Source organism: Nocardia carnea, from assembly GCF_029868325.1.
In the GTDB taxonomy this organism is placed as follows: Bacteria; Actinomycetota; Actinomycetes; order Mycobacteriales; family Mycobacteriaceae; genus Nocardia; species Nocardia carnea_C.
This window is the reverse complement of sequence record NZ_JARWNW010000241.1, coordinates 21,679-42,046: the sequence shown is the minus strand read 5'-3', so window position 1 is coordinate 42,046 and position 20,368 is coordinate 21,679. Positions and strand designations below refer to the sequence as shown.

General features: G+C 66.3%; 20 protein-coding genes, 1 pseudogene and 1 riboswitch. Of the genes and pseudogenes, 9 read left to right on the top strand and 12 right to left on the bottom strand.

The window, feature by feature from the left end; genetic code table 11:
• Nucleotides 1–16: 16 nt before the first annotated feature.
• The 3 genes from QH196_RS21085 (at nucleotide 17) to QH196_RS21075 (ending at nucleotide 3,836) form a co-directional block, all read left to right on the top strand.
• The gene (locus tag QH196_RS21085; protein ID WP_280417532.1) at nucleotides 17–1,798 is read left to right on the top strand and encodes an APC family permease; all 1,782 of its coding nucleotides are present in this window, start codon (nucleotides 17–19) and stop codon (nucleotides 1,796–1,798) included.
• Nucleotides 1,795–2,742, top strand: coding sequence for a phosphotransferase (locus tag QH196_RS21080; RefSeq protein WP_280417531.1), 948 nt, complete (start codon nucleotides 1,795–1,797; stop codon nucleotides 2,740–2,742). The genes QH196_RS21085 and QH196_RS21080 overlap by 4 nt, the downstream gene beginning before the upstream one ends.
• 134 nt (nucleotides 2,743–2,876) lie before the next feature.
• Complete coding sequence (locus QH196_RS21075) at nucleotides 2,877–3,836, top strand: protocatechuate dioxygenase (RefSeq protein WP_280417530.1); 960 nt, start codon at nucleotides 2,877–2,879, stop codon at nucleotides 3,834–3,836.
• Nucleotides 3,837–3,863: 27 nt separating this feature from the next.
• Here QH196_RS21075 and QH196_RS21070 read toward each other — a convergent pair whose 3' ends face one another.
• Nucleotides 3,864–6,035: a thiamine pyrophosphate-dependent enzyme gene (locus tag QH196_RS21070; RefSeq protein WP_432279525.1), complete on the bottom strand. Its 2,172-nt coding sequence runs from the start codon at nucleotides 6,033–6,035 to the stop codon at nucleotides 3,864–3,866.
• 300 nt (nucleotides 6,036–6,335) lie between these two features.
• Between QH196_RS21070 and QH196_RS21065 the strand changes: the two genes are divergently transcribed.
• Nucleotides 6,336–7,136, top strand: coding sequence for an alpha/beta fold hydrolase (locus QH196_RS21065; protein ID WP_280417529.1), 801 nt, complete (start codon nucleotides 6,336–6,338; stop codon nucleotides 7,134–7,136).
• 288 nt (nucleotides 7,137–7,424) lie between these two features.
• On the opposite strand, the gene QH196_RS21060 is transcribed toward QH196_RS21065, so the two are convergent.
• Nucleotides 7,425–7,832, bottom strand: a complete 408-nt coding sequence (locus tag QH196_RS21060; protein WP_280417528.1) for a hypothetical protein — start codon at nucleotides 7,830–7,832, stop codon at nucleotides 7,425–7,427.
• A 167-nt stretch (nucleotides 7,833–7,999) separates the two neighbouring features.
• Here QH196_RS21060 and QH196_RS32375 point away from each other — a divergent pair, with 167 nt between their 5' ends.
• Complete coding sequence (locus QH196_RS32375; RefSeq protein WP_348538097.1) at nucleotides 8,000–8,281, top strand: hypothetical protein; 282 nt, start codon at nucleotides 8,000–8,002, stop codon at nucleotides 8,279–8,281.
• On the opposite strand, the gene QH196_RS32370 is transcribed toward QH196_RS32375, so the two are convergent.
• The 5 genes and pseudogenes from QH196_RS32370 to QH196_RS21035 all read right to left on the bottom strand — a co-directional run bounded on the left by QH196_RS32370 (nucleotide 8,170) and on the right by QH196_RS21035 (nucleotide 11,556).
• Nucleotides 8,170–8,445: a MerR family DNA-binding transcriptional regulator gene (locus QH196_RS32370; RefSeq protein ID WP_348538096.1), complete on the bottom strand. Its 276-nt coding sequence runs from the start codon at nucleotides 8,443–8,445 to the stop codon at nucleotides 8,170–8,172. The genes QH196_RS32375 and QH196_RS32370 overlap by 112 nt on opposite strands.
• Before the next feature lie 59 nt (nucleotides 8,446–8,504).
• Nucleotides 8,505–9,434 carry a class I SAM-dependent methyltransferase gene (locus QH196_RS21050; protein ID WP_280417527.1) on the bottom strand — a complete coding sequence of 310 codons (930 nt, stop codon included), beginning with the start codon at nucleotides 9,432–9,434 and terminating at the stop codon, nucleotides 8,505–8,507.
• Between the two features lie 63 nt (nucleotides 9,435–9,497).
• The gene (locus QH196_RS21045; protein ID WP_280417526.1) at nucleotides 9,498–10,058 is read right to left on the bottom strand and encodes a GNAT family N-acetyltransferase; all 561 of its coding nucleotides are present in this window, start codon (nucleotides 10,056–10,058) and stop codon (nucleotides 9,498–9,500) included.
• Between the two features lie 22 nt (nucleotides 10,059–10,080).
• A riboswitch (ZMP/ZTP riboswitch) is annotated at nucleotides 10,081–10,161 on the bottom strand.
• Between the two features lie 229 nt (nucleotides 10,162–10,390).
• Nucleotides 10,391–10,534, bottom strand: a pseudogene (locus QH196_RS21040) ((R)-hydratase); the annotation flags it as partial.
• 134 nt (nucleotides 10,535–10,668) lie between these two features.
• Nucleotides 10,669–11,556, bottom strand: a complete 888-nt coding sequence (locus QH196_RS21035) for a LysR family transcriptional regulator (RefSeq protein ID WP_280417525.1) — start codon at nucleotides 11,554–11,556, stop codon at nucleotides 10,669–10,671.
• A gap of 136 nt (nucleotides 11,557–11,692) precedes the next feature.
• Between QH196_RS21035 and QH196_RS21030 the strand changes: the two genes are divergently transcribed.
• From QH196_RS21030 to QH196_RS21020, 3 genes are all read left to right on the top strand, one after another.
• Nucleotides 11,693–12,199: a carboxymuconolactone decarboxylase family protein gene (locus QH196_RS21030; protein WP_280417524.1), complete on the top strand. Its 507-nt coding sequence runs from the start codon at nucleotides 11,693–11,695 to the stop codon at nucleotides 12,197–12,199.
• Between the two features lie 424 nt (nucleotides 12,200–12,623).
• Nucleotides 12,624–12,767 (top strand): hypothetical protein, encoded by a 144-nt coding sequence (locus QH196_RS21025; protein WP_280417570.1) that lies wholly within the window; start codon nucleotides 12,624–12,626, stop codon nucleotides 12,765–12,767.
• A complete protein-coding gene (locus QH196_RS21020; protein ID WP_280417560.1) occupies nucleotides 12,713–13,750 on the top strand; it encodes an alpha/beta hydrolase family protein in 1,038 nt (345 codons plus the stop codon). Before QH196_RS21025 ends, QH196_RS21020 begins: the two co-directional genes overlap by 55 nt.
• A gap of 275 nt (nucleotides 13,751–14,025) precedes the next feature.
• Here the strand turns inward: QH196_RS21020 and QH196_RS21015 are convergent, their stop codons facing one another.
• Together QH196_RS21015 and QH196_RS21010 are read right to left on the bottom strand one after the other, a co-directional pair.
• A complete protein-coding gene (locus QH196_RS21015) occupies nucleotides 14,026–14,406 on the bottom strand; it encodes a hypothetical protein (RefSeq protein ID WP_280417523.1) in 381 nt (126 codons plus the stop codon).
• 330 nt (nucleotides 14,407–14,736) lie between these two features.
• A complete protein-coding gene (locus QH196_RS21010) occupies nucleotides 14,737–15,465 on the bottom strand; it encodes a TetR/AcrR family transcriptional regulator (protein ID WP_280417522.1) in 729 nt (242 codons plus the stop codon).
• A gap of 152 nt (nucleotides 15,466–15,617) precedes the next feature.
• Between QH196_RS21010 and QH196_RS21005 the strand changes: the two genes are divergently transcribed.
• The gene (locus QH196_RS21005; protein WP_280417521.1) at nucleotides 15,618–16,826 is read left to right on the top strand and encodes an FAD-dependent monooxygenase; all 1,209 of its coding nucleotides are present in this window, start codon (nucleotides 15,618–15,620) and stop codon (nucleotides 16,824–16,826) included.
• Between the two features lie 310 nt (nucleotides 16,827–17,136).
• Here the strand turns inward: QH196_RS21005 and pgl are convergent, their stop codons facing one another.
• Genes pgl through zwf form a run of 3 tightly spaced genes read right to left on the bottom strand, consistent with a single transcriptional unit; the run spans nucleotide 17,137 to nucleotide 20,364 of the window.
• Nucleotides 17,137–17,892, bottom strand: coding sequence for a 6-phosphogluconolactonase (gene pgl / locus QH196_RS21000; protein WP_280417520.1), 756 nt, complete (start codon nucleotides 17,890–17,892; stop codon nucleotides 17,137–17,139).
• Complete coding sequence (opcA, locus tag QH196_RS20995) at nucleotides 17,876–18,793, bottom strand: glucose-6-phosphate dehydrogenase assembly protein OpcA (protein WP_280417519.1); 918 nt, start codon at nucleotides 18,791–18,793, stop codon at nucleotides 17,876–17,878. Before opcA ends, pgl begins: the two co-directional genes overlap by 17 nt.
• Nucleotides 18,790–20,364 (bottom strand): glucose-6-phosphate dehydrogenase, encoded by a 1,575-nt coding sequence (gene zwf, locus QH196_RS20990; RefSeq protein ID WP_280417518.1) that lies wholly within the window; start codon nucleotides 20,362–20,364, stop codon nucleotides 18,790–18,792. Before zwf ends, opcA begins: the two co-directional genes overlap by 4 nt.
• Between the last annotated feature and the right edge of the window lie 4 nt (nucleotides 20,365–20,368).

The following is a 20,368-nucleotide window of genomic DNA, read 5'->3' as shown; positions in this document are numbered from 1 at the left end:
CGCACAGGGTCTGACCGTGCCCACCGGCTTGGCGGGGCTTTCGCTCGACGCGATGGCATCGGTGTCCTACGGTCCGGAAGCGATCGTCCTGGTGCTCGCCACGGCCGGAGCCGTGGGGCTCGGGATGACCCTGCCGGTCACCCTGGCCATCGCGGCGCTGCTCACGGTGCTGATCGCCTCCTACCGGCAGGTGATCAAGGCTTTCCCCGACGGTGGCGGTGCGTACGCGGTGGCGAAACGGTACTTCGGCGCCCGCACCGGACTGGTCGCGGCGGCCTCGCTCATCGTCGACTACATCCTCAATGTCGCGGTCTCGGTCGCCGCCGGTGTAGCCGCCCTGACCTCCGCGTTTCCTGGGTTACACGGGGCGACGGTGGAGATCTGCGTCGCCGTCGCCGTCGGTATCACCGTGCTGAACCTGTTCGGGATCGTGCACAGCGCCCGGGCTTTCATGCTGCCCACCATCGTGTTCGTGACCGGGATCTTCGCGGTGATCATCGGCGGTCTGCTGCGCGCGGAACCGGCCGTTGCCCCGGCGGCCGGGTTCGGGATGGGGGATATGCAAACAGTGGGTGTCCTGTTGTTGCTGAAGGCATTCTCCAGTGGGTGCGCCGCGCTCACCGGTGTGGAGGCGATCGCGAACGCGGTGCCGAGCTTCGCGCAGCCGCGGATACGCCGCGCCCAACGCGCCGAGGTCGCGCTGGGTGTACTCCTGGGCGCCATGCTGCTGGGCCTGGCCGTGCTGATCGAGAAATTCGAAGTGGGCCCCACCGCGGACGCCACGGTCCTCGCCCAGCTCACCGCCGCCTCGCTCGGCGACGGAACCGCCTACTACATCGTGCAATTCGCCACCATCGTGCTGCTCGCACTGGCCGCGAACACCTCCTACGGCGGACTGCCGACACTGACCAGAATCCTCGCCGATGACAACTGCCTCCCGCACCGCTTCGCCGTCGCCTCACCCCGCCGGGTCTACCGGTACGGAGTGGTACTGCTCGGGCTCTGCGCCGTGATCCTGCTGATCGCTTCCGGCGGCGAGATGAACGCCCTGGTCCCGTTGTTCGCGATCGGCGTTTTCGTCGGATTCACCATTGCGCAGGCGGGGATGGTGCGCCACTGGTGGCAGCACCGCAGCGGTAGCTGGCGGGCCCGGCTTGCACTGAACGGGTTCGGGGCAGTGCTCACCGCCGCGGCCGCCGTCGTCACCACGGCGATGAAGTTCACCGAGGGGGCGTGGCTCATCGTTGTGATACTGCCGTTGCTCGTCGTCGCCATGCAGCGGGTACGCGCCGCCTACGGGCGGATCGGGAAATGCCGCGGAGCGAATACCGTGCCGACGCTCCCTCGGCGCGGCGAACCGGTGGTCGTCGTCCCCATCTCGGAGGTATCCGAACTCGGCCGCGAAGCCCTGTCTGCCGCACTGTCCCTCGGCGACGATGTGGTCGCGGTCCATGTCCGCCTGCCCGATTCGGATCCCCGGCTGTTCACCGAGAAATGGAACAACTGGCATCCCGGCGTCCCGCTGGTACTCCTCGACGACGACGCTACAGTAGGACAACCCGTCGCCCGGTTCATCCGGGAAAACTTCGCCGAACGCACCACGATCGTCGTCATCGCCGAAATCGACCCGCCCACCGGCTGGAACCATATCCTGCCCAGCCATCGCAGCGAGGAACTGGAACGCCAGCTGCGCCGCATCCCCGGCACACTGATCACCCGCCTCCATCTCCAGACTCGACCCGCTGGCAGCCTCCGTTGTCCGGGCGTCGGCGCGGGGCGTGCGACGATGCGGGCGTGACCGATTTCGCGACGCCGCAGGAGCTTGCCCGCCGTACGTCCGCCGCTGTCGATGCCGCGGTGGGCGCTGCCCGCGATCTGGGGCTCGTCGTGACAGACGCCGCTGTGCTGCACGATATGTTCTCGGTGGTGGTGCATCTCGGGCCCGCGCCAGTGGTGGCGCGGGTCCCCACTGTGTTGTCGCCGGCCCAGATGGCGTTGCTGGAGAGGCGTCAGCAGGCGGAACTGGAGGTGACGGCTTGGCTTGGCGGGCAGGGTGTTCCGGTGATCGCCCCGAGTGCGGCCATACCGCGAGAACCTGTCCGGCGGGACGGATTCTCGATAACTTTCTGGCAGTACGTAGAAGAAGACCGGGGTGCACCGCCCGACTATGCGGCGAACTGCGATCTCGTCGCCGATCTGCACGCCGCGCTGCGGGCGTACCCGGGGTCACTGCCGTTCCTGTCGGCGGCGGAACCGGATTTCGTCACCGAAAGTCTCACGGTACTCGGCGAATACCCGGATCTGCTCGACGCCGCCGATCTGGATCGGGCTCGCCGCGAGTGGCGTGTTCTCGCCCCGCTCGTCCGGTCCCGGCAGCGCTTCGAGGATTTCTTTCCCGGGATCGGCCTGCAACCCGTGCACGGGGACTCGCCGCCGGCCAACATCTTCTCCGGTGTGAACGGACACCTGTTCGCCGACTTCGAACTCGTCACGCTGGGTCCGGTCGAATGGGACTTGGCGGGTCTCGGGCCCGAACTCGAGGCCGCCTACGATAACGGTGCCCGGCGTAACGGTATCCGCTCGTTGGACGCCGGTGTTCTGCGTTTCGTGAACGCCGTGGGCATGCTGCGGGTGGTCGCCTGCCTGGCCCTCGTACCGCAGCAGCCGGTCCTGCACGACTATCTGACGCCCGCTCTCGCACAGTGGCGTGAGTCGCCGTTCGCCGGTGGAATCGCCGGATAGCCCGGCCCCGTGCTCACAGCAGACTCCCAGCCGATTCGCAGCCGGCGGTGAGTTTGCGACCCCTATCCGGTTCTAGCGTGTGAAGTGCTCGTTCCGTTGTTCCCGGCGGGCCGGGGTTGCGAAGGAGACTGCGGATGAACGAAGAGGTCGAGGTGAGCCGGCGCCGAGTGAGCCGGCGGCGGGCGCTCGCCCTGGGCGGAACCCTCAGCGTCGGGGCGTTGCTGGCCGCCGCGTGCGGCGACGACCGGACGGGTGGCGGTTCAGCAGCGCCGACCACGGCGGCGCCCGGCGATGCGGTCGAGAATTTGCTCGCCACGGCGCCGACGTGCGTGATGACCTCGGCAGCGATCGTCGGACCGTACTGGTTCGATGTCGACGATATTCGTGACGATATCCGCGAGGACCGCCCCGGGACACAGCTGAACCTGGCACTGCGGGTCCACGATGTCTCGGAATGTTCCGCCGGCGGCGCGGCGAAGCCGGTGCCGAACGCGGTGGTCGAACTCTGGCACTGTGACGCCGGCGGTGTCTACTCCGGTTTCGAGCAGGGTTCCCTGGCGGCCGGTTCCGGGCCGGGCGATGCGCCGCCGCCGGGTGGACCACCGGTAGGCGGGCCGGGAGGCGAGCCGCCGGAGGGCGGACCGGGAGGCGGGCCACCGCCGGGTATGCCGCCGGGCGCGGGCAATGATGTGGAAGGAACCGGTTCGGGTGGTTCCTCCGACGGCTCCTACAGCTCCGGCGATGCGGAATCGGCGACCACCGACGACGGCACCTACCTGCGCGGTGCGCAGCCCACCGATGCCGCCGGTATCGCGTACTTCACCACGATCTTCCCGGGCTGGTACATCGGCCGGACCACTCATATCCACGTGAAGGTGCATATCGACAAGAAAACGGTGCTGACCACCCAGCTCTACTTCGACGACGACACCAAGAAAGCGGTGTACGCGACCGCGCCGTACACCGATCATGCGGGCTGGCAGGAGAACACTCAGAACTCGGACGATTTCATCTTCGATGAGTCCGGAATGTTCGCCATTGCGCGGCAGGGCGACGGGTATCTGGCGGCGATCAACCTCGGCATAGATATCTGACGTCGGCGCGGCCGGGCGGGCCGGGATTCACCCGGGCCGGTGATGGCCGGTGCCGGCGAGCAACCGGCGGGCGGCAGCTTCGATATCGGTTTCGCTCAGCAAGACCGACGCGGCGGCCGGCCCGAGGGGAACGAAGCTGTCCGCGCTGGTCACCCGGGCCTGCGCCCCGGTGAACCCGCCGTCCACCAATGCCGCGCACACCGATTCGCTGATACCGCCACTGCGCCGGGTCTCGTCGGCGACGAGAACGCGACCGGTCGCTTCGGCATGCCGCAGCAGATCGTCGTAGGGGAGCGGTGACAGCCAGCGGAGGTCGAGAACACGGGCGGTGATACCGTCCTGCGCCAGCCGGCGGGCCACCCGCAGGCTCATGGGGACGGAATTGGCGCAGGCGACGATCGTCAGATCGGTCCCTTCGCCGTACACGCGGGCCCGCCCGATCGGCACATGAGCGCCGGTGACAGGTGCCGCCCATCGGTCGTCACCCGCTTCATACAGATCGCGGGTGTGATACAGCGCGATGGGTTCGAGCAGTACACAGACCCGCCCGTCCACCCGTGCCGCCGAAACACAGGTGCGGAGTACGGCCGCCGCATCGTCGGGACGAGACGGCGAAGCCACCACGAGCCCGGGGATATCGCGGAGCGCGGCCACGGAATTGTCGTTGTGGAAATGCCCGCCGAAACCGCGCTGGTAGCCGTAGCCGGCGATGCGTACCACCATCGGATTGCGGTAGCAGCCGGCCGAGAAGAACGGCAGGGTGGCCGCCTCGCCCCGCAACTGGTCCAGGGCGTTGTGCACGTAGGCGAGGTATTGGATTTCCGGGATCGGGACGAACCCCGCGAGTCCGGCGCCGAGTGCGGTCCCGAGAATGCTCTGTTCGTCGAGCAATGTATCGAACACCCGGCGCGCGCCGAATTTCTTACGGAGTCCTTTGGTGACTCCGTAGACACCGCCCTTGCGCGCGACGTCCTCGCCGAAAACCAGGACATCGCGATCGCGCGCGAGTAATTCGGCAAGGGTCTGGTTGAGTGCCTGGGCCAGCGTCACCGGGTGCTGTGGCGGACCGGAACGCAGGACGTCGGTGCGCACCGCGTCCGGGCGGGACGGCGCCAACGGTGCGATCACCTGGTCCGCCGAGCCGAGTTTCGGTTCCCGGCACACGTCTTCGGCCGTGGCGGCCACCTGCGCGGCCAAGCGGTCGTAGTGATCGAGGATCTCCCGCGGAGTCCGGATTCCCGCAGTGATCAGTAGTCGAGCGGTGGCGGTCACCGGGTCGCGGGCCAGATCGGCGGCGATCGCGGCGCTGTCGCGGTAGGCGGATTCCACATCGGACCCGGCATGCCCGAACAACCGCACCGTACGCAGGCGCAGGAACGCCGGCCGCCGTTGTGCGCGCACCCATTCCACGGCGGCGGACGCGGCGGTGACCGCGTCGAGCAGATCGCATCCGTCCGCACTGAAATAGCGCAGGCCCGGCCGATGACCGTAGGCGTGCCCGATCCACTCCGGCGGCGTGGGGACGCTGATCCCGATCCCGTTGTCCTCGCAGACGAACAATACCGGAACCGGCACACCGAGATGGGCCGTATACACCGCGGTGTTGATCGCCCCGGTGGCGGTCGAGTGATTTGCCGAGGCATCGCCGAACCCGCACAGCACCACCGCATCCCGTGGCCAAGGGCAGTCGAGGCCGAGCCGGGCGGCGCGGTCGATCGCGAACGCCAGCCCCACCGCGCGCGGTAGCTGGGAAGCGATCGTCGAGGTCTGCGGGATGATATGGGCCGCCGCGCTGCCGAACACCTTGTGCCGGCCGCCGGAAATGGGGTCCGTGGCCGCGGCGACCACCCCGAGCAGCAGATCCCGTACCGGGTCTGCACCGCCTGCCCGGCGCACCCGCTCGACGAACAGTGCACCGGAACGGTAGTGCGGCAGGACTGGATCGGTGACCCGGCTCGCGGCGGCCAACGCGACATTGCCCTCGTGCCCCGACGATCCGATGCTGTAGAAGCCCTGCCCGCTCGCCCCCAACCGCCGGGCCGCAAGATCGGCCTGCCTGCTCAGCACCTGCGCGGTGAACAGGCCGAGGCAGCGCGCACCGGTGATCCCGGGCGCAAGTTCGTGACCGGGTGAAGTCGCTGCAGGACGCAGCCCCGCGATCTCCGCGCGGAACCGCTGTTCGGCCTCGTCGATATTCACCGGACCCTCACCGTTACGAGCCTAGAGCGCGGACCGGAGGCTCGAGGTGTGCAGACACGGCAAGTCGCGGCGCACCGCAGCGTCACTCCGGATCAGTACATAAAGAGGGTGATTAGACGTTGTACAACAGACGGGTCATACGACACCTTTTGAGCAGTTGCCGATCTCGGTCGACCTGCGCGTTTACGCGCCGGAACCCGTCGGTCATGCCCGACGATCTACGTGCCCGTGGCCCGTGTGTCAGGGGGTGTGTCAGAGCGCTGTCAGGCCGGTATCAGCCGGTCCAGCGACTGTATTGACATGAGCAACGCAGCGACCAGCAACAACTCGACCGAATCGACGTGGACCGGCATGGTGCCGGTCGAGGACACCGCGCTGTCGGTGACCGACACCGGCGGCTCGGGCCGGCCGGTGGTCTACCTCAACGGCGCCTACGCCGACCGGTCGCACTGGAAGAAAGTGATCGCCGATCTGGGCCCCGGCTACCGGCACATCACCTTCGATGAGCGGGCCCGCGGTACATCGAAGCAATCCGCGGACTACTCCTTCGAGGCGTGCCTGCGCGATATCGATGCCGTGCTCGCGGCCAGGGGCGTGACGGAGCCGATCATCCTGGTGGGCTGGTCCTACGGCGGGGTGCTGAGCTGGCACTGGGCCGACCGCAACCCCGACCGCATGCTGGGAGTGGTGACCGTGGACGCCTTCCCGCACGGCCTGACCGGCGAAGAGGGCGCCGAGCGGATCCGCAAACTGTTCCACAAGATGCGGTTCCTGCTGCCGCTGGCACGCCCGTTCGGAATGGCCGCGCGGATGAGCGCCGCCCAGCATGCCGAGTCCAATATCGAACTCAACGAGATCGCCGCAGCCAGCGTTCCGGTGCTCGAACGCGCGACCCGCCCGGTGCGGTTCGTCCTGGCCACCGGAGATAGCCTAGGCAGCGAGAACGATGAGATGGAGGAGGGACGGAAAGTACTCGACCCGATCATCGCGCACAACCCGAACATCACGATCAGCGCGAAGGTCGCCAGTAACCACTCCAAGATCCTGCGCAAGGATTTCCCCGCGGTCGCCGGCGCTGTCCGCGAGACCGCATCGGTCTGAACCCCATCCCCCCACCTCGGCACACCTGCCGGCCTCGCCCCACGGAATTCTTCTCGGACTTCTGTGGGGTGGCCGGGCATTGCCCAACAACCGATGCATTCTTGGACACGAAAGGTGGTAATCATCGCTGCTCGGGATGATTACCACCTCGTTTCTGTCCAGGATCAACCTTTCGTGGACATGTGGAATAACTTCTCGGTGCCGCGTCGTCCACGGATACCTCGCCACGGCCGGCAGCGGGCGCACGGCGAGCTGCCGGATTCGTCGCCGCCGGTGTGCAGGAGGCGGCTATCGCCCGGTGTGGGTCCTCAGCGCCTGGCCGAGCCAGCTGAATACTGGATCCAGGTCCTCTACGGATGGCCAGCCGTTTATGGCAGCTACGAGCTGCCAATACCGCGCCACGCGGGAGTCGTTGGCCACCTCCAGTCGTTGCAGCATCCAATGCCGGAGGGCACTGTCGTCGGGTTTGCCAAACGTTTCGGCGTGGCGGGCGGTGAGGGTATCCACGATCGGCGCGGCCGCCGCTGATTCCGGGGAGATTCCCGCGGCGAGTGCGCGGCCGACTTCGTCGCGCACGGTTTCGGTGAGCGCATGATGCAGGCCGGTGGTATCGCCCTCGAGGCGTTGCGCGGCCTGGTATTCGGCCATCCGGCGCACTGCCGCGCGGAAGTCGCTGTCCTGGACGAGTTCGACCAATTCCTTCCATCCCTCGACCTGCTCGGTGCTGGGGCTTCGGGTAGGTCGGGCATGCTCGTGCGCAGCAGTTCGACCATTGCCGGATTGGCGTCGACGCCACCGAAGGTGTCGTCGACGAAGTCGTGGACGAAGCGGTGTCGCTCGGCCTGTGACAGGTTCACCAGTTTGTGCATCAGATCCATCTCCTCGGGGTCGGATTTCCGTTCTGCCACCGCCTGCAGTACTGCCCGGCGCAGCCGCAGACCTCGGATCTGGACATCGAGGGCGGACGCGTGCGCAGCGGCGACCTCCGCCCGCGAAGTCTCGCTGGCCAGGATGCGCCGCACAGTGGCCAGGTCTATATCGAGTTCGCGCAGTGTGCGGACCAGTTCCAGGCGGGACAAGGCAGCAATGTCGTAGAGCCGGTCGGGGTGTACGGGGACGGCGGAACGAGCCCCTTGTCGGAGTAGAACCGAATCGTTTTGACCGCAAGCCCCGTGCGTTCGGCCACGACCCCGATCGGAAACAGCATCTCGTCATCCATGACTCCGAGCATGAGGTCTCCTCCTGCAGGAGACTCGAGTCGCTGCCGAACCAGCGTGACATCGCCGGCTTCATGGAACTCGGTAACCATCCATCAACCGATGCATTCCTGGACACTGCCGGGGTGCGTCATCGCTGCTAAACGATGATTCAGGGGTCCTGAATGCCCGTGAAGCCCCCTTTGATGAACAGCCACTGCGACACTCCTGTGCAGGCGCAGCGCCAGTGGTTGCCGGACCGGAACGCAAGCGATTGTTCCGCCCCGATCCGATCGCCCCTTGGCCGCGTGGCCGTCAACACTTCCAGGGCCACCGGTTCGACGAACCGTCCACTCGGCTCGATCGTGAGCAGCTCCTCGCGGACGGCGTGTTCGAACGCCGTCCGCTGTTCGCCCAATGTTCGACGAAACGGTAGCGATGTCGAGTACAGGTATCCGATGGCCTGTTCGGTCGTCCACACACGCTCGAATTCGTAGACCCGCCGATCGACCCTGCAGAATTGCGATCGACCCAGAATCTCCTCGTGGGGCAAGTGTCCGGCGTCGTCCGCACGGCCTGATGGCGGCACAGGCGGCGTGAAGTCCGCGGGAAGAAACCGAGCTTGGACCCGTTCGATCGCTCGCTGCCAGTGGATGGCCGGCCGCACAAGGCAACTGTCGTTGGCGATCACCAATCCGCCACCGTCGTCGACCATGTCTTCCAGAAGTGCAAGCACGCGGCGGCGGTCCATCCAATGAAAGGACCTGCCCATCGTCACCAGACTGAAGCGCCCATACTCGCCCCCGAGATCTGCTGAGCTGCCCTGTGTCCAGGTCACGTTGGTGACGCCCGTGACGCGGGATTGCCGTGCGGCCTCTGCGAGCATCTCCGGGGCAGGGTCCACGCCGACAGCTTCGTCGACGTGCGCCGCCAGGGGGAGGGTCAGCTGGCCTGTACCGCAACCCAAGTCCAGGAGTCGGCCGGTCCCGTCGAGACGGAATCGCCGGATCAAGTCGGCGAAGAACACCTCCGGATAGCCGGGCCGATAGCGCGCATAGTGCCAGGCTGTTCCCGCGAACAAGCCGTCGATCGAATCGGCCACTCTCACCTCACTGCGCGCTCGTCACGGCGGCCACCGGATGTGACGTGCCGTCGATGACAACTACTACCAACTACGGCCCGACGGCATCTCGCGTTCGACGGTCCTGCCACTGGCAGGCGAGGGCGGCGAGGTGAGTCGACGTTCGAAAAGCACCACACCGTGTGCGTACCCGGCGAGATCTCGGCGTCCAACCTGGCCGAACCCGAGATCGAGGTAGTAGTCACACAGTCTGGCGTTGTTCTCGACGCAATCCAATCTGAGCACCGTTGCGCCAGCGGAAGCGGCGGCGCGAGAGGCCCAGTCGAGCATGACGCGACCGACACCCTGCCCAGCGTGCTGCCGATCGATGACCAGGGAATGCACATAGCCTGCACAGACACCGTCGTCACTCCAGACCGCCCGGTCGGTCCACACGAGCCGGAATGCACCGACAATCGGCCGATACCCGATTCGGCGGGCAACATAGTACTCACCCTCGGCGACCTCATCGTGGAACCGCGCTACCGGAATCTCCCGACGGGGCCACTGATCGATACCGTTGGAACAGAGCCAATCCTCGGCCGCATGCCGCAGCGCAATGATCTCGCCGACATCTTCCGCCCGAGCAACGCCGATATCCAGCATGAGACCCCTCCGCCCTTTCGGCGCGAAGCACCCAGGCGGTCGATGCTCGCTGCTCTCATGCTCCCCGGTGGTCAACCACCCGACGCCAGTCGCGATACAACGCCACGCTACCGACCAAGCGATAACCCAGCACCCTGCCCGATATGCCCTGTCCATCAATTGATGTTTTTCTGAACAGAGTGGCTGCACATCATCGCTGTTCAACGATGGTTATCTGCGGATACGCGTCCATGAATACCCCAATGATGAACACTCGATCCCAGCACCCGACAGGTGCCCCGGACGGCCGACGCTTCACCGCCCGGCATCGGACCCGACCATCGCGGCGGTGGCTACGCGAGGCGGGTTTCGGCGGTGGCGAGGCCGAAGATTTTGCGGCCGGCCGATTTCGCGACGATGACCACGACGGCCGACCGGGTATCCGGATCGATCGATTTGATCCGGACGGTGAACTCCACGGTTCCAGTGGAGGCGGCTCGAGGTTCCGGCAGGAATTGCCGAGAAAACAACGGATATAGGGCCTGGCCCCTCGTCGTCGGCACCCCAGGATCTGTTACCTCCGCGCCATGGCACGCGGCACCGTCACAGCTTCCCGGCACTGTCGCGACCACTACTCGTACCGTGGCCCGAGTTCGCGCACGATATCGGCGAACGCCCTGATCGCGTCGGTTTCCGCGGTGGTACGCCACACCAGCGCGTAGCTGAGCGGGAGCATATCGGGGACCGGTAACCAGCGCAGGTCCGGGCGATTCCAGTAGCGGGCCGCGTGCCTGGGCTGGACTGTGACGATATCTCCGGTCGCGGCGAGGTGAACCAGTTCTTCGGTATTGGCGACGACGCGGGTGCGTTCGATGTGTGCCTCCTTCCGGGCCTGTGCCGATATGAAACTGTTCACCCAATAATCCGGCGCCGATTCCGTGGTCGGGTGACAGAAATCCCGTAGCACGGTGGAGGAGGCCGACGCTTCGATGCTCAGTTCATGATCCGCTGCCACCCCGAGGACACGCCGCTCGACAGTGATCGTCGGCCCGATGGTCAAGTCCGGCTCCTCGATCGGCAGCCATGCGATCAAGATGTCGAGATCACCTCGGCGCAAACCGGCGAACGGATCGACGAAACGCGCGAACGACAACTGGACGTTCCACTGCGGATACCGGTCGCGGAAACGAACCCAGTATTTCTCGAGGTCATAGCCGCTGAGCATCAGCGAGCCCACCCGGAGCACCCCCGCTTTACCGGTCGCGGACAGGCGCGCCCGGCGCAGACTCGCCTCCAGGCCGGCGCGGACCGGAACGAGATCGTCACGCAGCTGCGCACCTACCGCGCTGAGCCGAACAGTGCGATTGTCCCGATCGAACAACCGCGCACCGATCGCACGCTCCTGCTTCTTGATCGCCTGGCTGACCCGTGCGACCGAGACATGCAACCGGGCGGCAGCGCGACCGAAGTGCAACTCCTCCGCCAGCGTCAGAAAGATCTCGATATCACGAATCTCCACGTCTACCTCGCATGTCAACACAGCGGTTAACGCAGCGTTGCACACTTCGCCGTTGTTTCTCCAGTTCCCCGAGCTGATCGTTGAGGTCGGACGACAGCTTCGCCATCGGCTGTCGAAGGATGGAAGGACAATGACAATGACAACTGCGGAGCAGGTGCGGGTCTCGCGGATGCCGAATCCGGTGCAGCTCGTCCCGGAGATGGGTCAGACCGCCGCCGCCTTGCGCAGCGTGACCGGTAACGGCACGATCGCACCGGCCACTGTCGGACTGGTACAGCTCCGCGCCGGGCAGATCGTCGGGAGTACTTATCTCGCCATCCTGCACACCGGCGCATTGCGCAAGCAGGGCGAGTCCGAGGAACGGATCGCCGCGGTGGCCACCTGGCCGACCTCGCCGTACTTCTCCGAGGCCGAGCGCGCCGCGCTGGCCTTGGTCGAAGCGGTGCTCCAGCCCTCGCCCGGGAGCGAACGCGTCACCGATGCCCTTTACGAGGAGGTTTCAGCCCACTACAGCGACCGGGAGATCGCCACGCTCGCCATGGTGATCGGTGAGGTGAACTTCTACGTCCCACTGGCGGTGATCGGAAAACCACTGCCCGGCGTATCACCGGCACGGCAGTGGACTCCGGCAACGCCTCGGTAGCGGTCGCGCGGCGGGCTTGACCTTCCACCCACCGCCAGTGCAGGTTTCGACTCCCTCGCTGCCGGCACAGCCTCGAGCATCGAGGTTGGCACAGCCCACGGCTGACGTGGTCCTGGCATATCCGCGCGTCCGGACCACCTCCGCCCCTACACGGCTTTTACTGTCCATAATTCGATGCATTCTTGGACAGCCGAGGAGGTAATCATCGCTGGTCAGCGATGATTACCTCAAGAGGTCCGTCCAACAACCACCTATTTGTGGACACTGTGCCGCTACGCCGTCGGGGACCGGCCGTCGATCTTGTAGGGTTCCGGCCAACAGCAGTTGGTTCGGGGGTTTGGATTGATGCGCATGAAGTTACGGCGATTCGGGACCGTATTGTCTGCTGTCCTGGCGGTCGTCACAAGTGGCGCGGGTGTGGCACATGCCGATCCAGGGCCGCCGGCCACAGCAGTGGCGCTCACGCTTCCAGCGCCCACTGGGTCATATCCGGTGGGCGTCACGGGAGTTCATCTGGTCGATTCAGGGCGCGCTGATCCATGGCATCCAGATCAGCGCCGGGAGTTGATGGTCCAGATCTGGTACCCCGCTATCTCGGATCACACGGCGCCGCGGGCACCGTGGATGCCGCCCGGCGGTCGGCAAGCGCAGCACACCTATCTCGATAAGCTCGGGGTGCCCGAGGAGAGCTGGACTCTCGCGCCCAGCCACAGCTACCGGGACGCGCCCGCCCTGCCCGATCACGGCCGGTTTCCGATATTGCTGAATTCCCCGGGGATGACCGACACCACCGGCTGGAGCACTACCCAAGCCGAGGACCTCGCCAGCCACGGCTACGCGGTGGTGGCCATCAACCACACCCATGAAGCGTTCTCGGTGCACTTCCCCGACGGCCGGGAAGCAGTGACCGAGGTGCCGCTGGACTCTCCGCAGGAAGTGCTGCGCGACCTCCTGCTGCCGACCCGGGTAGCCGATACAAGGTTCGTGCTGGACCAGCTCGCCGAATTCGCCGGCGGATCTGATCGGCGACAGGTACTTCCGACTTCCCTGGCCGCCCACCTGGATCTGTCGAAGGTCGGGATGTTCGGCCATTCACTCGGTGGGTCGACCACAGCCCAGGCGATCCACGACGACCCCCGGATCCGCGCCGGTGTCGACCTCGACGGTCCGATCCTTGGTTCGGTCGCCGACGACGGCGTCGACCGCCCGCTGCTGATGCTGGCCAGCGGCAGGTTTCCGTGGTCCGAGGATCCGGGCTGGCAGCCGGGTTGGCCGAACAACACTGGGCTGAAGGTCCCGCTGCGCTTGGAAGGCACCGAGCACATGTCCTTCTGCGACCAGCAAGCGATCCTGCCACAGCTCGCCGCGGCCGGCTTGATCCCTGCGGACGCAGCTACGCGAACTGTGGGCAGTATCGACCCGGACCGGTCGATCGATCTGCAGCGCAATTATTTGCGCGCCTACTTCGACGCCGCCTTCGGACGAGTCGGAACGGACATCATCAGAACCATCACCGGCCTGATGCAACCCGAAATACTTCCTCGGCCCTGACTTGATCTATTGGACACCAGGGGCGGCCTCCTCGGATAAGAGGAGAGGTTCTGGCACTCAGTGCAGTCTGTCGGCGCTGTGCAACAACTGATCGTTTCTTGAACAGTCCGACCGAAACGGTCTTCGGCGCACGAAAGCCCAGGTCGATCAAAATCGGCAACTGTTCAAGAAACGTGTCGTAAAAGTCGTAGTGTCCATAATCGGCATTGACCCATTTTGGACATCTCGCCGGGCGACACTGCGGCGGACACCCGGCGCGAGTCCGCCGGGTTTCTTCATCTGATGCCGGCGCCGGCCTCGTATGTGTCGTAGGCCCACTTGTACAAGGGGGCGATCTCCTCTTCGTCGATTCCATGCTCTTCGGCCCGATCGAGTAGCTTCATCGCCAGCTCCGAGCGCTTCACCAGCTCCAGGAACTCGTAGTCACAGGTTTCGATGAAGGCATAGGCGCCCAGAAGCGCCAGGGGTCCGCGCACCTCGGGATCGAGTGCCGGGTTGTCGAGCTGAAGGTTGACACTCCAGGCGACTTCCTCCCACTTGCCGGGATCGTTCGATGACTGATGGGCAGGATCGAAGTATTCGGTCAACGACCCGGGTAGCCGTCCCGACTCGACGAGGGCGAGAGCGCTCGGCGGCATCGAGGGTGGGGCGAACATTCTTTTCCTCCTGGGTGATCGACTGGGCTCGGCGGATCGCGCAGTTCGCCGCCGAGCTCCGGGCAGCGGGAGGCGATCAGCGGACCGCGACAAATGTTCAGATAGCTCACCACCCTCCGGACTTCGCGGCACCGGTCCAGTCGTCCAGTCGTGCGGACGACGCAGACCACCTGACTCGCGAGGAGATATTGCGTCGGTCGCAGTTTCGCAGTGTTGATCGGCGGATTTACCGATTCGAGCGTGTGTGGACGGTCGAACAGGCCGTCGGTTACCTGTATTCGACATCGCTGCCGCTTCGTCGAGCGCTGGGCGAACGGCGGGCGGCGGGTTTTAGTCTTGCTTCGGGGAACTGCGCAGAGCGGCGACCCCATCGAGGATCCGGCCGAGTCCGAAGGTGAATTCGGCGTCGATATCGTCCCAGTTGTCGTCCAGGGCGCCGGCGGCGATGGCGGCACTGATTGCCGGGAAACGGTTCTCGTCGACGAGTCGGACGAGAGCGGTTCCGTAGGCCACTCGGGGACGCTTGTCGTCGGCTGCGTGCGAGCTGAGGGTGAGGCCGGCCCAGTTCCGGACGAAGCCCGACAGCAGCATGATCACCGACACCTTCTCGTTCTCGGCGATCGCATGGTCGCGCAGGCGAGTGAGACCCTCTTCGAGCCAGGCGATCTGGTTGGGAGTGATCGGCGGTGCGGTGATAGGGATGTGCAGCATCCAGGGGTTTCGGCGCAGTGCGGCCAGGTAGGCCCACGACCAGCTGGACAGGCCTTGCCGCCAGCCGGTTTCCGCATCGGGAGCCGGGGGTGGGCCGATACCGGCGTCCAGCATCAGGTCCAGTAGTTCGTCCTTGGCGCCGACGTAGCGGTACAGGGCCATCGTCGAGACATCGAGCTGTTTGGAGACCCGGACCATCGACACCGATGCCAAGCCCTCGCGGGTTGCGAGGTCCACGGCGGCGTCGACGATCCGATCCAGGCTCAGCCCGGGCCTGCGTCCCGGTCCGGGCCGGACCTGCAGACCCCACGCCGCTTCGATGCTCGCCGGCAACTCGTCATCGCTCATGCCCGGCCTTTCGTTGTTGACTCCGACATCCACTTTGTGTGTACCATACGCAAATTAGTTTGAGCCTCACACAATTAAGTGTGAGGGTTACGCTGCGGAGTCGTTTCGCGGCTCGGGCAGGGTGACAGAGAACCGGCGGGAGTCAGATGTCGATGAGCAAAATCCTTATCTCCGGAGCGAGCATCGCCGGTCCGGCATTGGCGTACTGGCTTCACCGGTACGGCTTCGACGTCACTGTCGTGGAGCGCGCCCCCGCGCTCCGGCCGGGCGGCTACAAGGTCGACGTGCGCGGCGCCGCCGTCGAGGTCATCGACCGGATGGGACTCGGGGACTCCGTGCGCCGCCGGGCCACCGATATCCGCGGCGGGACCTGGTTGACCCGAACCGGCCGGCCGATGGCCGTCCTGGGCCCCGACCTCATCGGATTCCGCGATCCCGAAGACCTCGAGATACTGCGTGGCGACCTGGCCGAAATCCTGCACCGCGCAACACGCGGGCAGGTGGAATACCTCTTCGGCGATACCGTCGAATCCATCGACCAGGACGACACCGGAGTGTATGTCGGCTTCGAACAGGCAGCACCTCGCACCTTCGACCTGGTCGTAGGCGCCGACGGCCTGCACTCGCGTGTCCGTGAGCTCGTATTCGGCCCCGAATCCCAGTTCACCCACCGGCTCGGGCTCACTGTCGCGGTCTTCGGCGTGCCCAACCACATGGGCCTGGACCGCTGGGAGATGGCGTGCACTTCGGCCGGCCGCATCGTCAACGTCTACAGCCTGCAACCCGATACCGCCGCGACCGCCCAATTCTTCTTCCCTGCCCCCGATCCCGAGCCCGGCCGCAACGACCCACCTGCCCAGTTCCGGGCACTGACACATGCCTTCGCCGGGCATGGATGGGAAATCCCGACACTGCTGCACGCCATGCCGGACGCCACCGACTTCTATTTCGACACCCTCGCCCAGATCAGCATGCCCACATGGTCCGATCACCGAGTGTCGCTGGTGGGCGACGCCGCCTACAGCCCGTCCCCTGCCTCCGGCCAAGGCACCAGCCTCGCCCTGGTCGGTGCCTACATACTGGCCGGCGAACTCGCCGCCGCCCAAGGGGCACATCACACCGCCCTGCCACGATACGAACAAAAGATGCGGCCATTCGTTCACCGCAACCAGCAGCTGGCCCGCGACGTAGTCGACAAACTCGTACCCCCGACCCGTCTACAAGCCGGTATGCAACTGGCGATGATGCGGGCCATGCCCTACCTGCCGGGCAAACACAGAATGCTAGAAAAGATCATGCAGCCGATCCGGGAAGCCGCCAACGACATCGACCTCGGCGCCTACTCCTGCCCACGCACGTGAAGCACCCCCGGGACCAGTGGCCCCTGCGAGGATCGGACCGCTCGAGGGCAACGGGACCGGTGCTTCGAGCGAAGCGGACGCACGCCGCCGCAGTGGGTGCAGGAAGGCTTCCCAGACGGTGATCAGCACATGCCGGTGGTCGGGTGCGGCCCGATAGTCGGCCTCCACCGGACCACCTCGACCGCCGCTCGCTCCGCAGCAGCGATACTGTGCCGGCGCCGCGCTCCCGCCCGACGAGGTGGCATGCCGGTCAGGTGTCCCGCAACCTCCGGGTGTGGAGCCGTAACACCGCCACCCCCGATCGGTTGGTTCAGCGGATCGCGGCAGCCGCGTCCTTGTCGAGGATCCAGGTGGTGGATTCGGTGCCGTGGGCGCCCGCGGCGGGGATCTCGAGCGGGTCGGCGCCGTTCAGCGCGGCGGCGACGGGGTCGGCCTTGTTCGCGCCCGACACCACCAGGACCACGTGCCGTGACCGCCGGATCGCCGGATAGGTCAGGGTGACCCGGACCGGGGGTGGTTTGGGGGAGTCGGTGACCGCGACGGCCGGCTCGCGCTCTTCGCCGATCGTGTCGGCGTGCCCGGGGAACAGTGAATTGATATGACCGTCCGGGCCCATGCCGAGCAGATGCAGGTCGAAACCGCCGGAGGCGGCGAGGTGGGCGCGGACCGCGGTGGCGTACTCGGCGGCTGCTTCGACCGGGTCCGGGTATTCGCCGTCGGAGGTGGCCACGGTGTGGACGCGGGCGGGGTCGACGGGGACGTGGTCGAGCAGTGCCCGGTGGGCCTGTAGTTCGTTGCGTTCGGGGTCGCCCGCGGGGACGAAACGTTCGTCGCCCCAGAAGATATCGAGTTTCGACCAGTCCAGTTCGCCCGGTTGGGCGCGAACCTTCTCGAGCAGGGTGATACCGGTACCGCCGCCGGTCAGCACCACCGATGCGGTGCCGCGTTCGGCCTGCGCCGCCACGAGGACCTCGACGAAACGCCTGGCGGCGGCGGTGGTCAGGGCGTCGCTGTCGGGATGCACATCCACGGTGGCGGCGGGGGCGGCGTCACGGCTGGTGGTCATAGGTCACCCTTTCGATTCCGGCGAGGGCTTCGGCGTAGATTTCGTCGGCGTCCAGACGGCGCAGTTCCTCGGCGAGGCAATCGCGGGTCTCGCGGCGGGCCAGCGCAATTCGCTGTTCGGGTTCGCCGGTGCGGGTGAGTGTCGCGGTGACCCCGGTCTGCGGGCGGGCGATGGCGATCGACACCGTCGGGCGATGCAGTTCGACCACCAGATCTCCGGTTTTCCGGTACACCGGACAGTCGAGTCGCCGGGCGAGCCAGCCGGCGAGCATATCCAGCGCGGGTTCTTCACGCAGTCCGGAGACCGTCACCGATTGCACCGGTTCGTGCGGGGCCTCGTCCATCGCGGCCGCCAGCAGGGCCCGCCAGTAGGTGATCCGGCTCCACGCGAGATCGGAATCGCCGGGGGCGTAGGAACCGTGGCGTTTCTTGATGGTGGCCTGCGGGTCGCGCGCGAAGGTGGCGTCGGTGATCCGGCGCGCCGCCAGGCGGCCCACCGAATCCTTCGACGGGAATTCCGGTGCGCCCCGCGGCCACCAGGCCACCACGGGGGTATCGGGCAGCAGGAACGGGATCACCACGCTGCTTTCGTGGTTCACCAGCTGCCCCTGCAAGCGCAGCACGATCACCTCCGCGGCACCGGCATCCCCGCCGACCCGGATCTGCGCGTCCAGCCGGGTTTCGGCCGAGCGGTCCCCGCGGGCGAGTACGACCACCCGGCAGGGGTGTTCGCGGCTGGCGTCGTTGGCGGCGTCGATGGCGCCTTCGGCTTCGGAACTGTCCAGCGTGCACACGACCAGGGTCAGCACCCGGCCCATGGTGATCACGCCATTGCTCTCACGCAGCTGGACCAGCCGTTTGGTGACGGCGCCGGTGGTGGTGTCGGGGATATCGATGATCACGGCCGCCGCCATTCCCGGCCCGTGCGGGCCAGCATCTCGGCGGCGGAATCCGGGCCCCAGGTCCCGGCCTCGTACTGTTCGGGCTTCCCGTCGGCTGCCCAATGGGCGAGCACGGGATCGAGGATGCGCCAGGACAATTCAACCTCCGCATTGACCGGGAAAAGGGAGGGTTCACCGAGCAGGACGTCGAGGATGAGACGTTCGTAGGCTTCCGGGGAGGATTCGGTGAACGATTCGCCGTAGCTGAAATCCATGTTCACATCGCGTACTTCCATGGACGATCCGGGCACCTTCGAACCGAAGCGCATGGTGATGCCCTCGTCCGGCTGCACGCGGATGACGAGTGCGTTCTCGCCGAGTTCCTCGGTCATCGTCTGGTCGAACGGCAGGTGCGGGGCGCGTTTGAACACCACCGCGATCTCGGTGACCCGCCGGCCCAGGCGTTTACCGGTCCGCAGATAGAACGGGACCCCGGCCCAGCGCCGGGTATCGACCTCGAGGGTCAGCGCGGCATAGGTTTCGGTGCGCGACTGCGGGTCGAAACCTTCCTCGTCCAGCAACCCCACCACTTCCTGCCCGCCCTGCCAGCCGGCCGCGTACTGGCCGCGGGCGGTGGTTTCGTCGAGTGGTTCCACGAGCTTCGTGGCGGAAAGAACCTTGATCTTCTCCATCTGCAGCTGCCGGGGTTCGAAGCTGATCGGCTCCTCCATGGCGGTGAGCGCGAGCAGTTGCAGCAGATGGTTCTGGATCACATCGCGGGCGGCGCCGATGCCGTCGTAGTAGCCGGCGCGGCCGCCGAGGCCGATATCTTCGGCCATGGTGATCTGCACGTGGTCGACGTAGTTGGCGTTCCAGATCGGATCGAACAGCTGGTTCGCGAAACGCAACGCCAGGATGTTCTGCACCGTCTCCTTACCGAGATAGTGGTCGATCCGGAAGACGGTTTCCTCGGGGAACACTCGGTTCACCAGGGCGTTGAGTTCGCGGGCGCTGTCGAGATCGTGCCCGAACGGTTTCTCGATCACCACCCGCCGCCACGGCGCCGGGCCCTGCTCGGAATGCCGGCTGGTGAGCCGGTGCCGGTGCAGCTGGTCGAGTACGACCGGGAACGAATCGGGCGGGATCGACAGGTAGAAGGCGTGATTGCCGCCAGTACCCCGTTCGGCATCGAGCCGGGCCAGGGTATCGGCGAGTGTCGCGAAGGCAGCGTCGTCTTCGAAGGTGCCCTGCACGAAGCGGAACCCTTCCGCCAGATGATCCCAGACCTCCTGGCGGAACGGGGTGCGCGAATGCGCGCGCACCGCATCGTGCACGATATCGCCGAAATCCCGGTCCGACATCTCGCGGCGTGCAAAACCGACCAGCGCGAACCCCGGGGGCAGCAGCCCCCGGTTCGCGAGGTCGTAGATGGCCGGCATGAGTTTGCGCCGGGAGAGATCTCCGGTGACGCCGAAGATCACCATGCTGCACGGGCCCGCGATCCGCGGTATCCGTTTGTCCCGGCTGTCCCGCAGCGGATTACGCCACGGGGTGCCGGATGCCGTCCCTGTGCTCTCCGGAGCGCCGGCCATCGGG